The sequence below is a fragment of the Paenibacillus sp. fava2 genome (assembly GCF_058313675.1).
Genome location: NZ_CM177755.1, coordinates 3695116 through 3710725 on the forward strand (window position 1 = coordinate 3695116; position 15610 = coordinate 3710725).

At 52.1% G+C, this 15610-nt stretch carries 11 protein-coding genes and 1 riboswitch; of the genes, 8 read left to right on the top strand and 3 right to left on the bottom strand.

Going from position 1 to position 15610, the window contains the following annotated elements; translation table 11 throughout:
• Nucleotides 1–10 precede the first annotated feature (10 nt).
• The 3 genes from AC4G46_RS15930 to AC4G46_RS15940 all read left to right on the top strand — a co-directional run bounded on the left by AC4G46_RS15930 (nt 11) and on the right by AC4G46_RS15940 (nt 3839).
• Entirely contained in the window at nt 11–955 is a 945-nt protein-coding gene (locus AC4G46_RS15930) for a D-2-hydroxyacid dehydrogenase (protein ID WP_491123583.1), read from the top strand.
• Nucleotides 942–2402, top strand: coding sequence for a Sapep family Mn(2+)-dependent dipeptidase (locus tag AC4G46_RS15935; protein ID WP_491123584.1), 1461 nt, complete (start codon nt 942–944; stop codon nt 2400–2402). Before AC4G46_RS15930 ends, AC4G46_RS15935 begins: the two co-directional genes overlap by 14 nt.
• A 150-nt stretch (nt 2403–2552) precedes the next feature.
• Entirely contained in the window at nt 2553–3839 is a 1287-nt protein-coding gene (locus tag AC4G46_RS15940; RefSeq protein ID WP_491123585.1) for a cellulase-like family protein, read from the top strand.
• A gap of 96 nt (nt 3840–3935) precedes the next feature.
• On the opposite strand, the gene AC4G46_RS15945 is transcribed toward AC4G46_RS15940, so the two are convergent.
• Nucleotides 3936–4982: a Rieske 2Fe-2S domain-containing protein gene (locus AC4G46_RS15945; protein ID WP_491123586.1), complete on the bottom strand. Its 1047-nt coding sequence runs from the start codon at nt 4980–4982 to the stop codon at nt 3936–3938.
• A 109-nt stretch (nt 4983–5091) separates the two neighbouring features.
• A riboswitch (purine riboswitch) is annotated at nt 5092–5194 on the bottom strand.
• A gap of 217 nt (nt 5195–5411) precedes the next feature.
• Between AC4G46_RS15945 and AC4G46_RS15950 the strand changes: the two genes are divergently transcribed.
• The 5 genes from AC4G46_RS15950 to AC4G46_RS15970 all read left to right on the top strand — a co-directional run bounded on the left by AC4G46_RS15950 (nt 5412) and on the right by AC4G46_RS15970 (nt 13127).
• Complete coding sequence (locus AC4G46_RS15950; RefSeq protein ID WP_491123587.1) at nt 5412–8558, top strand: GNAT family N-acetyltransferase; 3147 nt, start codon at nt 5412–5414, stop codon at nt 8556–8558.
• A 21-nt stretch (nt 8559–8579) separates the two neighbouring features.
• Nucleotides 8580–9449, top strand: coding sequence for an amidohydrolase family protein (locus tag AC4G46_RS15955; RefSeq protein ID WP_491123588.1), 870 nt, complete (start codon nt 8580–8582; stop codon nt 9447–9449).
• Nucleotides 9450–9493: 44 nt separating this feature from the next.
• Nucleotides 9494–10627: an NAD(P)/FAD-dependent oxidoreductase gene (locus tag AC4G46_RS15960; protein WP_491123589.1), complete on the top strand. Its 1134-nt coding sequence runs from the start codon at nt 9494–9496 to the stop codon at nt 10625–10627.
• Nucleotides 10628–10789: 162 nt separating this feature from the next.
• Nucleotides 10790–11470: a hypothetical protein gene (locus AC4G46_RS15965; RefSeq protein WP_491123590.1), complete on the top strand. Its 681-nt coding sequence runs from the start codon at nt 10790–10792 to the stop codon at nt 11468–11470.
• A 205-nt stretch (nt 11471–11675) separates the two neighbouring features.
• Nucleotides 11676–13127, top strand: coding sequence for an amino acid permease (locus AC4G46_RS15970; RefSeq protein ID WP_491123591.1), 1452 nt, complete (start codon nt 11676–11678; stop codon nt 13125–13127).
• Here the strand turns inward: AC4G46_RS15970 and AC4G46_RS15975 are convergent.
• Entirely contained in the window at nt 13124–13759 is a 636-nt protein-coding gene (locus tag AC4G46_RS15975) for a LysE family transporter (protein WP_491128894.1), read from the bottom strand. The two genes, AC4G46_RS15970 and AC4G46_RS15975, sit on opposite strands and share 4 nt — an antisense overlap.
• Nucleotides 13760–13867: 108 nt before the next feature.
• Nucleotides 13868–15529, bottom strand: coding sequence for a ribonuclease J (locus AC4G46_RS15980; RefSeq protein ID WP_491123592.1), 1662 nt, complete (start codon nt 15527–15529; stop codon nt 13868–13870).
• Nucleotides 15530–15610: the final 81 nt, after the last annotated feature.

Sequence of the window (15610 nt, forward strand, 5' to 3'; positions counted from 1 at the left end):
GAGGACTAAGATGATAATTTCAACAGTGCCTTTAAATGAAGAAGTGATCCGTCAGGTGCTGGAGCGTACCGGAGAACAAATTACCGTATGTCCCGATCTTACAGCTCTACCTGCAGAGGTATTGCCGCAGGTGGATGTTATGGTCGCCCGTAACGAGACCTTTAAGCCTGAGCTGCTGGAAAGGCTGAGCGGCCTTAAATTTCTGTACATTATGAGTGCAGGTGTGGATAACCTTCCCTTTAACGAACTGATTGCGCGGAGAATTACAGTGTGCAATGCCAGCGGTATTCACGGTCAGCAGATGAGCGAGCATGCTCTCGGAGTCATGATTGCCTTCAGCCGGAACATCGGCCTCAGCATCCGTAATCAGAGCAGCCGCCTATGGGGCGGACACAGCTCTCTGGATGAGCTGAACGGCAAAACACTGCTGATTGTCGGAGCCGGCCGGATTGGCAAGGAAATCGCCAGGCTGGCTTCTGCCTTCGGCATGCGGATTACGGGCGTGACCCGCCGTGCACAGCCGATAGCAGGCTTTGACCGGGTATATCCGTTATCCTGTCTGCACGAAGGACTCGGCCAGGCCGACTACGTTATTCTCCTGACTCCGCTTACGGCTGAAACTGCCGGGCTTATGGGGACTTCGGAATTTGCGGCAATGAAGCCGACGGCCGTCTTTCTGAATTTGTCACGGGGTGAGACGGTGGATGAGACTGCTCTGATTTCCGCCCTGAAGGGAGGGGTTATAGCCGGTGCCGGTCTTGATGTGTTTCAGCAGGAACCGTTGCCTGCCGAGAATGAGCTATGGGCAATGGAGAATGTCATCATTACACCGCACAGTGCCGGAATTACCCGCAATTACGTTCACATGTCGATGATGCATTTTATCAAGAATCTGCTGCTGTTCAGAGCCGGCGGGGAGCTGCTGAGCCCTGTTGATCTGGTTGAAGCGTATTGAGGGCGATATGGACAAAGTAGAACTCACTCAGGCGCTTGATCATTATTTTACTGAGCACCGCGGCGAATTTGTGGAGAGCATCCGGCGGCTGATTGCCGTGCGGAGCGTGAACGGACCGGAGGAACCGGGTCTGCCTTACGGCAAAGGTCCTGCAGAAGCATTGCAGCTGGCGCTGCAGATGGCAGAACGATTAGGCTTGTCTACACATAATGCTGATAACTACGCAGGAACTGCGGATCTGAATGGGCTAGAGACCAAGCTGGGCATTCTGGTTCATTTGGATGTTGTTCCCGAAGGTGAGCATTGGAGGACAGATCCCTTTGAAGGGACTTTGCAGGAAGGAAAGCTGTATGGAAGAGGGGCGAGTGATGATAAAGGGCCTGCTGTTGCAGCGATGTATGCACTGGCCGCTGTGAAAGCGCTGGGAATTGAGCTGGACAGCAATGCCCGCCTCATCCTTGGAACAGATGAAGAAAGCGGCTGCCGGGATTTGCGGTATTACTTTGCCCGTTATCCGGTTCCGCCTTATCTGTTCACTGCAGACGGGGAGTTCCCGGTGCTGAACACGGAAAAAGGCGGTTTGTTTACCTCGTTCTCGGCTGAATTCCCGGCAGCTGCTTTCCTTGAAGAGCAGCCGCAGATTATGTACGCCCGGGGCGGCAGCCGGTCCAATGTTGTTCCTGGAGAAGCTGAAGCTTTAATAAGAGGCCTTATGAAGTCAGAGATTATAGAAGCATTGGAGCACCTTGTACCAATTCCGGGGGTGGAAGTCCGAGTCAGCAGCTCCGGAGCCGATGTGCTTATTGCTGTCTTAGGCAAAAGCACTCATGCTTCCGAGCCGCAGCATGGCTCCAATGCAGTAACAGCATTGCTCGCGCTGTTATCTGTTTTACCCGTACCTGACAGCCCCGGCCTGCATGCGCTCCGCCATGCCGGGCAGCTGTTCCCGCACGGCGATGTTCACGGGCTTGCTGCCGGCATCGCCATGGAAGATGCGGTGTCGGGGAAATTAACAGTCAATCTCGCAATCCTGAATTATACACCTGATAAGCTGACTGCTGTTCTTGACTGCCGGCTGCCGCTCTGTGCAACGGAAGAGAATACACAGGGTGTGCTGCGTGAACGGATGCAGCAGTTCGGGCTTGAACTTAACCTGGGAGGCTATAGCCCGGCTCATCACGTGCCTGAGGAATCACCGTTTATCCGGCTTTTATTATCTGCTTATGAAGAATACAGCGGTGTGAAAGGTGAATGTATCTCTACAGGAGGCTGGAGCTATGTGCATGGGATCTCCGGCGGAGTGAATTTCGGTCCGGCCATGCCGGGAACACCGACGGGAATCCACGGGGCGGATGAATATGCCGTAATTGAAGATTTGCTGACTGCCGCCAAGATCTATGCCCTGGTAATTGTTGATCTGTGTGCTTCTAATCCAACTCCGGTATAAGCTTTAATCTGAGCTAAGAATAAGAATATTGTCCATCACAATCCGGTTATCCTCAATTGCCAGTCCGGCGGATATCCTGTAGACTTCTACTGGATAATCACCGGGAAGGCATCCCTGTGATTCAATTTCGCAGTAGGGAAGGATTCGTATATGACCTATAATCCGGATAATCAGCTTCCAGCTAAACTGACCATAACCATGTGGGATTTCTCCTGGTATACCATGACTCTGCCCGGGGAGCCATATCATGATCTGGCCGCGCGGTTCGCGGAAGCGGTAGAGCGCGGCTACAATACGATCCGCATCTGCGCCATGCCGTTCCTGCTGTTTACTGCTGACGGCCCGCGGCCCGGTCCGCTGAAGTTCGGCAGCCTGGGCAAGGTCGGCCAGCGGACCAGATGGTACAATTGCATCGGCGGTGCCGAGCTCGACGGACAGGCCCATCTGCTGGAGCTGTTCAGACAGGCTGAGGCGCATAACTGCTACATAATGCTGTCCTCCTGGGAATATCAGCAGAGCCCGAGCTTTCTGGCACATCCGCAGCTGCGCGATGAGCTGGCAGCCATTGCGCCTGAGGACCGGTTCATGGCGCTTGCCAAATCGATGAACCAGCTGATCCGTTTTGTAAAAGATGCCGGCTACGGCAAGCAGATTGTTTACGCGGAGCTGCACAACGAAGTAGAGTTCGGTCAGCTGACTGCGGTTGGGGCAGCCCAGGGGGTGGCGTTTGAGAATGTGCCTGCCAATGTAAGAATTATGCAGCCGTATATTGAAGAAGCGGTTGCTTATCTGCGCGAACAGCATCCGGATACGCTGATGACGGCAAGCTATACCGTGAATGAGGAATATCCGAAAGCCTATGTCGCCCGCAATATGCAGGTAGGCCATTATCACCTGTATATCAAAGGCGTGCTGAATGAGCTGATGCGTAATGCCGGAATTGATGATGATAATGTACCTTTCCCGGGAGAATTCGTTCAGTCCCTGCTCAGGGAGGATGCACCGCCTTTTGAGGAATGGAGCCTGCCTCCGGGCCAGGAATGGCGGATGGAAGGGAACCCGGTAGGCATGCGGCTGATCTACCTGCACGACTGGGCGGACCCGGACAAGTGGGATCTGTTCCTGTATGACAGATACGGGGCACATAAGATCGCGATGCTCCAGAAGGCCGACAAATCCTTTGAAGAAATTCATGAATGGGCAGACCAGGCCGGTTTACCTATTGTTATCGGGGAAGGTTATGTCGGCTACACGCCGCTTCTGGCCGGCTTCGAGGAAGGACCCGTAGGCAAATTCATCGCCGAATATGCAATCCGCAAAGGAATGGCACTCGGCTTCTGGGGGATGACGCTGTGCTCCAACTGCGCGCCGCATCATCCGTTCTGGGACGATATTGCCTGGCAGCAAAAGTGGAACCGGTTTATACTGGAAAGTTAATATAACGGCAGTGAAGTTAAAGGGCGGCTGTACATGTTCTGTAAAAGAAGAACATGTGCAGCCGCCCTTATCGTTTCAGAAAAGCGGATGTGAGTCTTATGAAGTATAATCGCGGCCAAGACCGAGTTCAGTCAACAGCTGTCTATAGGCGATAGAGGTCCGGTCTGCAGGAATATGAGCCTCCGCGGTCAGATCCAGCGGCAGATCCTCCGGAGTCTGGGCTTCAACCATTTCCCTGTCCTCCGAAAATACCTGAAGATTGAAGTTGATCGTGTCTTCCACCGGTACGGATTTGTCAAAATTCCGCGAGATCGGACAGAACAGCCGGGTATAACGGGCAGATACCGGAGAAGCGCAGTTTAAGATCATCAGCTTGCCGTCCTCCGGAAAATGAACCGTGAGCGATGCCGCAAAGGGGGCGAATACGCGGAAGGCCCGCAGCCACATGAAGCCTTCCGGCGCCGGATTCTCCTGGCCTTTACCATAGTTGCTGACCGTGCTCCAGTAATCGGCGAACAGCTCATTGCCTTCCCGTCTGACTTTATACTGCGGGACCTCGGTGTTGTCGGGATCGGCAAATGAATTGGCATGAACGTAGGCGAAATGGGAAACATCGAGAAAGCCTTCCATCTGGCGCCCGGAAGAGCCGGCAATATCGAAGCTGGGCGGCAAAATATTAATAAAGTCCGGATCATCCCAGCCGCTGAATTCCGGAAGCTGCTCTTCTGTTCCTGCCAGCGAGGTCCAGATTAACCCGTAGCGCTCCACTGCAGGATACATGATAAGCTTTAGCTTAGGGGAGATTTTGGCGCTGGGATGAGCCGGAACAGAGGTGCAGGCACCTTCGCAGTTGTAACGGAAACCGTGATACGGACAGACGATTTCTTCATTTTCAACCCAGCCGAGACTGAGCGGGGCCCCGCGGTGGAAGCAAAGATCCCGGGCGATCACAACCTTGCCGTGACTGCGGTAGCAGACCAGCTTAACATCGAGCAGCTTGACGGATACCGGTTTATCTTTGATTTCTTCAGCTATGGCAACCGGATACCAGTACTGGGATAGAACCTGCCAGTCACCCGGTGTAAAAGTACAGTCACGGGGAAGCTGCATCTGAAATTCGGCAAGCGCATTGTTTTTTGTCATGGTAGGTTCTCTCCTTTTGGTTGCGGGTTTTGGGAATGCAATAAACCCCAGGTTAAAGAGGCGCAGAGGGAAGAAGGGCAGTATTTGAGAGTTCAAAATACAAGCCGCAACAGCTCATGCATCCTCTTGTAGCCTGGGGCAATTTACGGTTGCCTGGTCGAGACGCCCACTCCAATTAATGGGCTTATACAAGATTGATAATGTTATTTAATATGACATTTATCATATAAATAATACTAAATCATCGAACTTGCCTTTGTCAATGTTAAATTAAATGACATATGGTGATTCGTCATGAGGTATTTAGAAGGTAAATAATCATTATAAAAAAGACTCGCGCTTTCGCCTGGTGTTCTCTCTGATATATACTGGGAAAGTAATATACAAGATTATCCATTCCCTTGCCGGAAAGCAAGGAGTATACAGCCATTGAAGGAGGTACATTACTACATGCTGCAAGCCCCTGAAATTATGATCGAAGAATACGAGCCCCGCAGGCACGCCAAATCTATCGCTGAAATGTGGAATAGAAGTTATGAAAGCTGGGGAGGGGACAATTCGTATCAGACGGAACAGAGTGTAATCGAGGAGCATCAGAACGGAACCCACCTCAAGCTGTTTCTTGCTGTTGCCGGCGGAGAGGTTATCGGATACTGCAGCTTTTCCCATTACAAGGAAGATACCGGGGCCTTATATATCCCGCTGCTGAATGTCCGGCCCGATTACCATGGCCGCAAGATCGGCAAGATGCTCATCCTCCGTGCATTGGAGGAAACGATTAACCAGGGCTGGCCCCGCCTGGATCTGTATACCTGGCCGGGTAATACCAAGGCTGTGCCGGCTTATAAGAAAAGCGGTTTTTTCTGGGAAAAGCGCGATGATACCACGCATCTGATGAACTTTATCCCGTCTGTTCTGCAGACCGGTGCGGTGAAGCCGTTCTTTGAACAGCTGGACTGGTATAGAGACAGTGTGCGGGAAATATCCGTTTCGCCGGATGGCCGTAAGGTAGACGGGTTTGATTATTTTACATATGCCTGGGAAAAAAACGGGCTTAAGCTGAAAATGGAATATGAACGCACGGGACGCGGGTTACGGCTGATTGAAACGGATGATTATTTGATTCAGGCCTCCATTCCGCTGCAGCATCAGCTTCCCTTTGGAAGCAGCTATCCGGTAATCTATGAGGCTGTGAACAAAAGCGGCAAGCCGCTTACCCTGCAGATTAAGGGTGTCAGCAATCCGAATATCAGCTTTGAGCTGGAGGAGACAAGGACTGTTGTAGCAACGGAGCGGGTTGAGGGGCAATTCCGGGTGCATCCGGTGGAAGAAGAGCAGAATGCGTTTCAGACGCACCCGGTTGTAGAAGCGGAACTGCTCATTAATGGACAGCCCGCAGTGTTCAAGCTTGGGATTGAGCCGAAATATCCGGTTAAACTCAGAGTTACGCTGCCTGAGCGCACTATGCTGTATAAAGGCGAATCCTTTGAGCTGGATATAACAGCCGAGAATGAATATGCTACGGAGTCATTGTTCAGCTTCAGCCTGCCGGAGGATGCCGTACTAGCATTTGATCAGCCTGCTGTCCAGATCATGGTTCCGGCAAAATCCCGTAAGACTCTGACCGTATCCGCGCAGCTTAAGGAGTGCGGGATCTGGAATCAGAAGCTGGCCATTACTGCCCAAACCGGAAGTCTGGAAGCTGCCGTTATTGAGCAGGAGGTCAGCCTGGTGTTTCCTGGAACGGAGGCTGCCTTTGGCGGCAAGACAGACAAGGGCTGGCTTATCAGCAGCGGACGTTATTCTGCCTACCTCGATAGATCCAGTAACACACTGGAGCTGTACGAAGACCGGCAAAAAGCGCTGGGGCTGATGTTTCCAAAGTTCGGCCTTCCTTATACGAACGAATTCAAAAAGTCGCCGGCGGAGCAGGTGACTACTTACCGGGATGGCGAAGCAATGGTGCTGGAGGCCCGTTATAAGCTGGATTCCACACGGGAAGGCCTGCTTTTAACGACGGTGATCAAGCTGCACAGAAACGGTATTATTGAACGGTATCACCAGCTTTATAACCAGTCGGGTACAGATTTTAGAGAACCGCTGCACCTCAAAGAAAGCTTTGGCTTCAGCCTGGAACGAGCAGTTATTCCTTACCGAGGACAATATATTGATCTGAAATATGGCACTGATGCTGCAAGTCCAGACTACTGGGATGTCCAGAATCTGACCGAAAATTGGCTGTATGCAGATAACGGCAAAATGACCCGGGGCATTGCCTGGCCGGCTGACCGCACCTTAATAAGGGATCACTGGCTATATGCTGTGGAGCATCCGTTTGAACACATTGCGTCTGGCAGCACAGTAGTGACAGGGGCAATGCGGATCGCGCTGGGCACTTGGAGCAATTGGCAGGATTTCCGGTCCTTTGCGCTACAGCAAGGGCATCCCCGTTCCCTGAAACCGGAAACATCCTCTCAGCTGAAGATTAGCTTGAACGGCGGGAATCCGTTTATCAGCGCGGCGTCTGAGCTGCAGCTGCAGGAGCAGAAAATGAGCTTTCTGGAAGGGGAAATCTCCTTGTCTTCAGCGTCTGGCAGTATTGTGCCGCATAGCCGGGTGATTCGTGCCGCTGAGCAGTTGGCAGAAACCAGTCTTCCGCTTGTTGTCGGCAGTCAGGGGGAGGCCGATATGCTTCAGCTGCAGCTTGATATGGAAACCTATCATTCGGTTGAAAGCTTTCTGGTAATCCCGGTATCCGGTGATGAAGTGAAGCGGCAGGTTAGCCCTACAGAACAGGGTGAGGTACTTACTGCCGATAATGGCGTGCTGCAGATTAAAGCGGACAGCAGCTTTGCACCGGCTCTGTTCTCCCTGCAATATCAGGGCCAGGAATGGCTAGACTCGTCCTATCCGTTACCGCAGCCCAAGTCCTGGTGGAATCCGTGGACCGGCGGTGTAATAGCAGGTCCTGAAGAGATTTCGCTGCTCAGTCTGCTGGAGGAGCCGCGGGAAGCGTCTTTTGCCGAACTGGATGACAATCAGGGTAACCGCTGGTCAGGCCTAAAGCTCAGCATTGAAATAACCCGTAACCGCAAATTACGCGGGCTTACCCTGCATCACTATTTCCTCCTGCTGCCGGGCGCGCCGGTGCTTGCTTCTGTAATCCAGATCATGCAGAATACAGGTGCACCGCTGCACCCGCTTAAGCTGCACACCTCTGCTTTTTACAAGACGGGCTGCCAGCTCAAGGATGGAAGAGGAACATTGAAGAACGCGAACGGGGAGCAGATCACTTACAAGGCCGGCAGAGTCCAGAATGAGACAATCAGCGCAGGCGGGATCATTCAATATCACTCGAGTGAGCGGAAGCAGCGGCTGAGCCTAATCAGCAGTCCGGATCAGGCAGCACCTGAGCTGATGGTTAATACCCATGTCATTTCATCTTATGTGGCAGAGCAGCTGTACCTGAAGGACGGAGAGGCCCGGTTCAGCACGCCGCAGTTTTATTTGTTCTCTGACCTGAATATACCGGAGGAAGCGTTCCGCGATCTGTTAACCCTTAAATTTACAACATAGATTCCAGGAAAGGACTTATCTATGAAAATCATTGATGCGCATGTCCATTATTCCAACATTGAAGCTTTTCACGAAACAGCGCAGACGCTGGCAAATATTGATTATTCAGAAAAGGGGCTGCTCGAAGAATTCCGACAATCCGGTGTCATAGCAGGTGTGGGAATGGGCGTGACGGAGACAGTGCCGGGAGCTTTTCCCGATTCTGAGGCCCTCAACCCGATGCGGCTTGATCTGGCGGAGACGCTGCCCGACAATCTGTATACCTGTGTGGGCATTAATCCGCTTACACTGCACCTGGACGGACAGCTGGAGGCACTGGAGAGGTCTCTGCGTGAAGAGCATGTTGTTGGCATCAAGCTATACGCAGGCTACTACCATTTCAATGTCGGCGACGAAATCTATGATCCTGTCTACAGGCTGGCTTCGCAATATAATATGCCTATCGTCATTCACGGAGGGCTTACCTATGCAGATAAAGGGCTGCTGAAATATTCCCACCCGCTGTCGATGGAGGAGACCTTCCTGAAGCACCGGGACCTCACCTTTATGCTCTGCCATCTTGGAGATCCCTGGGTAATGGATACCGCAGCGCTGCTGGAGAAAAATCCGAACCTGTACAGCGATCTGTCCGGATGGATTGTCGGTGATGCTGCCAAGGTAAACAGGCTGCTGGGCGAGCAGACGTATACCGATCATTTCCGCCGTGCCATTGTTTTTGCCGAGAAGTATGACCGGCTGGTGTTCGGTACCGACTGGCCGCTTATTCCGCTGGAGGCCTATATTACATTTGTGAAGCACCTCATTCCTGAAGTACACTGGGAGGATGTCTTCTACAAAAATGCGCTGCGGGTATTTCCCAAGCTGGAGCAGCTGATCCGCAAACTGAAATAATCCGGCAGTTGTATGATATGCCTGCCAGAGAGAGGAAAGTCATCATGAGAAAAGTCATCGTCATCGGAGCAGGAATTCTAGGTGCTTCAACGGCATATCAGCTGGCGAAGCTGGGGGCAGAGGTGCTGATTATTGACCGTAAGGATCCGGGGCAGGCCACAGATGCCGCTGCCGGGATCATCTGCCCCTGGCTGTCTCAGCGGCGTAACCAGGCTTGGTACAGGCTGGCCAAAGCGGGAGCCCGTTTTTACCCCGGTTTGATCAGTGAGCTTGAGCAGGAGGGGGAGACCGAGACCGGGTACGCACAGGTTGGTGCGCTCAGTGTCCATGTAGACACGGTCAAGCTCAAGCAGCAGGAGGAACGTGCAAGAAAGCGGCTGGAGGATGCGCCGGAGATTGGCGAATTAAACATGCTGACTGGGCAGCAGACACGTGAACAGGTTCCGCTGCTGGCTGAAGGCTATCATTCCCTGCAGGTCAGCGGTGCTGCGCGGGTGGACGGCCGGGCGCTGCGTGATGCGCTGCTGCGGTCTGCCCGGCGCAGCGGAGCCCGGCTGCTGAACGGGGATGCGTCGCTGCAATTTAACGGAAACCGTGTTACCGGAGCGGTGGCTGACGGGCAGATTTTCGCCGCAGATACTGTAATCGTCTGTGCGGGTGCGTGGGCAGGGGTGTTGTTGCTGCCGCTCGGTATTAGGCTTAAGGTAAGCTATCAGAAGGGCCAGATCATGCATCTAAAGGTAGCGGATCAAGCGGATACGGGCTCTTGGCCCGTAGTAATCCCGCCTACGGATCAGTACCTTCTGTCCTTTGATGGGGGCAGGATCGTGATTGGAGCAACACACGAAAACGATATTGAAGGCTATGATACAAGCGTAACAGCCGGCGGGATACAGGAGGTTCTTCATAAAGGGCTGGAGCTCGCTCCCGGATTGGCAGACAGTACAGTTCAAGAGGTACGGGTAGGTTTCCGTCCGTTTACCCCCGGATTTCTCCCGGTGATCGGTGCAGTGCCGGGCTGGGAAGGCTTGCTGGCAGCTAACGGCCTTGGTGCTTCTGGTTTAACCATGGGCCCGTTTATCGGAAGCCAGCTGGCGAAGCTCGCCATGGGCATGACACCGGATTTTGGGCTGGAGGATTATGATCTCAGCAAAGCTTTTCACCGGACAGACGGATGAATGAGCCGCAGGAGATCAAAAAAACGCCGCGCTATAGCGCGGCATTTTTTTGTTTTAACCAGCTATGCCATATCTTATGAAAAAATAATATTGTCAAAATATAAACAATCATGTCATTATAAGTAGGTCTGTAATATAAAATACATATAAGGAAGTGTATATTTGAAACGATTTAATCTGGTTCTTATTTATGTTTTATCCATCATGATAGCGTTTCTCTTAGGGATTTATGTGGCCCCTAGTCTTGAAACGCGCCCCAACGGTGGTACTGTAGCAAGTAGCAGCCCAGTCATTGATGAAGTACCGCCAACTTCCGCTGAGGCTTCTGCGGTTGAAGCCGATTCCTCAAATATCCAGGAAGCGGCCAATGATATCTCTGAAGATAATGTCTCTGATGAATATGTCTCTGAAGATAATGTGTCTGATGAATATGACTCTGATGATGATGTCTCTGAAGTTCTGACCGGAGAGAATTCCATCTCTGGACAAGGAGTTGGGGCACCAATTGAATTCAGGTATAGTATGAACTCCGCCGATGCGATCAAACTTACCTGGGAAGCAGAGAACTTAACCGGAAAGACAATTAATTATTACACAGCTCATATCAGCACGTTTAATCCGGTAGGAGATCCTTCAATGGATCAGTTGAACGGTAAGAGCAACTTCTCTGTTAAATATGTAGGACCGGTTGAGCCCGATGATACTATACTTATTTTCAGTGAATTTACATATCAGAGTACTTTAGATAAGATCGTTATTGACCAGTTAACTCTTCAATACGACGACGGTACTATTGAGACTTTGGACTATGGTTACGAAACTACAGACGATAGCGGCCTATAAGCCGATTGTTTCACTTCGTTACACCCTTCGCTCATAAGCGATCTATTATACATACGAGATATACGACAATCCGATTGGTCGCTATGACTGAATCGGATTGTTTTGTATTTACCAGGATAATTATTGATTTGATGATTATGCCTCTGAACGGGAACTCTAGAATAGAGTAGACGCTCAAATTCTAAAGAGTATAAGGACGGTATTCATGAATCAGGCTTCGGGTAAAGAGAAAACACAGGAAAAGAAGCTGAAATGGTGGCAGTTAAGTTTGCTTGGAGTTGCCGGAACAATCGGCACAGGTTATTTTCTCGGCTCAGGACTGGCAATTTCCATTGGAGGCCCGGCTGTGCTGCTCGTTTATTTGCTGGCAGCTGCCGGTACATATGTGGTCTTTGATGCTTTGGCACAAATGACGGCCAAGCATCCTGAACAGGGCTCCTTCCGGTCCTATGCCAAAAAAGCATTCGGGAGCTGGGCCGGATTCGGCAGCGGCTGGGTATACTGGTTCTCCGAGCTGCTGATTATGGGCAGCCAGCTTACGGCACTGTCCATTTTCTCCCGGTTCTGGTTTCCGGCGGTGCCGATGTGGACCTTTGCAGCGGGCTATGCCGTATTGAGTCTGATCATCGTCTTTTTTGGCAACAAGGGGTTTGACCGGGTGGAAAATGTGCTGGCGGTAATCAAAGTGTCAGCAATCCTGATGTTTCTGATACTGGCGGCGGCTTTTCTGGCCGGATGGATTGGAGGCGCCAAGTATACGCCCGGCTTGCCTAACGGCTTCAAGGGCTGGCTCCCTTCCGGAGGAATTGGCCTGTGGTCTGCTTTTATTTTTGCCTTCTATGCTTATGGCGGCATTGAAGTGCTGGGCATTATGGCGAACAGGCTGGAGAATCCGGAAGAAGCGCCCAAGGCCGGCAAGGTCATGCTGCTGTCTCTGGCAACGGTCTATGTACTATCCATCGGTCTTGCCGTCATTATGGTTCCGCTCCGTGCGTTTAATCCGAAAGAAAGCCCGTTTATGCTGGCACTGAGCAGTGACCGGCTGGCTTTTGTTCCGCATTTGTTCAACGGGGTGCTGATTATTGCCGGCTTCTCAACCATGACCGCATCACTGTATGCGATTACCTCCATGATGATTACCCTGGCCCAGGAGGGGGATGCCCCCCGGATGTTCGCGAAGAAATGGAAGGACAAGTATCCGTTTCTGGCGCTCTGCCTGATTGCCGCCGGATTAACCGGAGCCATTATGATGTCGCTTTGGCTGCCGGACAGGGTATACGAATACATTACGACTGCTGCAGGCCTCATGATCCTGTATAACTGGTCTTGGATTTTGCTGTCCTCCGGCAAGCTGCTTAAATCCGGCAAGCTGAGCGGACTGAAGCGCTGGAGCGGATTTATTCTGATTGGAGCTGCGGTTGCAGGCACGCTTTTTCATAAAGTAAGCCGTCCGGGATTCTTCATCAGCCTGCTGATTGTTGCTCTAATCGCGCTAAGTGATATTATAGTCGTGCGTGTGAAGCGTAAGCAGGGGACAGCCTCAGCGAATCGGGAGCGAGAGCAGGAACAGCAGGACCTTGAAATTGCCGGGCATCAGACGATCCCGGGCTCTGAAATCAGAATCAAGGGCATCCGGCTGCGTAAAAGCAAGGTTTAGTGAAGGAACAGCAGCCGGGCAGCCTGTACCCCGAAATACAGGCCGAAGCCGATAAGCGACAGGCCTGACAAGACTGAAATAGCCTGCAGTACACGGGTGGTCAGCAGTCTGCGGAATACGCTTGAAGCGGCAGCCATCGAGAAATCCCACAGCAGGATGCCGAGTACAATCCCGCCGCTGTAAATGAGCAGCTGCTGCATGGGGAATTCGCTGGCTGCTTTGGCAAGCACAGAGCCGTAAATTCCAAGCCAGAACAAGATGGACAAGGGGTTGAACAGGGACATCAGAAAGCCGGACAGAAAGGATCTGAACAGGGAGGTCTCACCGCCGCCTCTAAAACCGGCTGTTGATATTTCCCTTGAGCTCCTTATTCCGTCTATGCCCGTATAGACAAGGACGAAAAAGCCGAACAGCCACAAAAAGGCTTTGACAAACGGTGCATCCAGTAAATGAATCATGCCGAAATAAACGAGCAGCATATAGATAATGTCAGCGCTGACGGCACCAAGCCCGAGTGACCAGGCGTGAAGGAATCCGCCGCGCAGACCCTTGTCCAGCTGAGCCGCATTTATGGGTCCGATGGGTGCGGAAAGGGATAAACCCAGAAGCATGTACGAGACAAAAGAATGAATGTTGTTCTCCTCCTTTTACGGTACTAGCCAGTACTAGCCTATTCAGAACAAGGAGGAGGTAGGACAACCGATTTGAAGGCCCGTGAAATGTCACGGGCCTTCAGTGTATTACACTTCAATAATAATCGGCAGGATCATTGGACGGCGTTTGGTTTTCTCATACAGAAATTTCCCGAGAGCTTCTTTGAGGGTCTGTTTGATGACATTCCACTGGCCCAGGTCAGCCACATTTAATTTTTCGAGGGTAGCTACGACCAGCTGGTTAATCTCCTCGATCAGCTTGTCCGAATTGCGGACGTAAATGAAGCCGCGGGAAATCGTATCCGGTTCATTCAGCAGCCGGCCGTCTGACTGGCTCAGAGTGATCACCGTGATCAGAATGCCGTCCGCAGATAACTGGCGGCGGTCCCGCAGGACCACGTTGCCGATGTCGCCGATGCCAAGCCCGTCCACATAGATTTGCCCGGCGGGTACGCGCCCTGACTGTCTGACAACGCCGCCGGCGGATTCAACCAGCTCGCCGTTCTTCAGCAGGAAGATTTTGTCCCCTTCAACCCCGACAGCTTCAGCCAGCAGGCGGTGATGATGGAGCATCCGGTATTCCCCGTGAATCGGGATGAAATATTCCGGTTTCATCAGTGTCAGCATCAGCTTCAGCTCTTCCTGACTGCCATGGCCGGATACATGCAGCTCGCTTCGTGAACCATAAATGACCTTGGCGCCCAGAACGTACAGGTTATCAATAATCCGGGCTACATTGCGTTCATTGCCGGGAATCGGATTGGCTGCGAGCAGCACGGTGTCTCCGGCACTGATCTCCATCTGCCGGTTGCTGAAATTCGCCAGCCGGGACAGAGCGGCCATCGGCTCCCCCTGGCTGCCTGTGCACAGGACGGCAATCTCATGCGGCGGCAGTTTGGCCGCATCGGCGGGTTCGACCAGCATCCCTTCCGGCACATTCAAATACCCCAGCTCCTGTGATACGCCTACAACGTTCACCATGCTCCGGCCAAGCAGGGCGAGCTTGCGCCCGGTCAGGCTTGCGGCATCGACGATCTGCTGCAGGCGGTGGACATTGGAGGCGAAGGTGGAGATGAAGATTCTGCGGTCCGCTTTTTGAAATGCTTCTTCAATGTGTGTACCCACCAGTCTCTCAGACGGGGTGAACCCGGGCCGTTCGGCATTGGTGCTTTCGGAGAGCAGAAAACGGACGCCTTTTTTACCGATGTCGGCCATTTTATGTATGTCCGGATACTGTCTGTTGACAGGGGTCATATCAAACTTGAAGTCGCCTGTGTGCACAATGGTGCCTTCCGGTGTATCGAAAACAACACCAAGGCAATCCGGAATACTGTGGTTGGTTCTGAAAAAGCTCACTTTTGTACTGCCAAAGTCAAGAATGGACTCCGAATCTATGCGGTGCAGGCTGGTCTGGCGGAGCAGCCCGTGTTCTTTAAGCTTGCTTTCAATTAGCCCGAGTGTAAGACTGGAGGCATACAGCGGGAGGTTGAGCTGCTTCAGCAGATAGGGAATCCCTCCGATATGATCCTCGTGGCCGTGGGTAATGATCAGTGCCTTCACTTTGTCAGGATGAGCCAGCAGATAAGAAATATCCGGTATGATCAGGTCAATGCCCAGCAGACTTTCATCGGGGAACTTGGAGCCGCAGTCAACCACGATAATATCATCACCGTACTGAATGAAATACATATTTTTGCCGATCTCCGTTACGCCGCCCAGTGCTCCAATCCAAAGCCGGTTCTGTGGCATTATACGTGCCTCCTTATTGTAGGTTTATTGGTATTATGTATAGCCGCGCAGGTAATTATCCTTTTCCCGTAATCCCGGGCT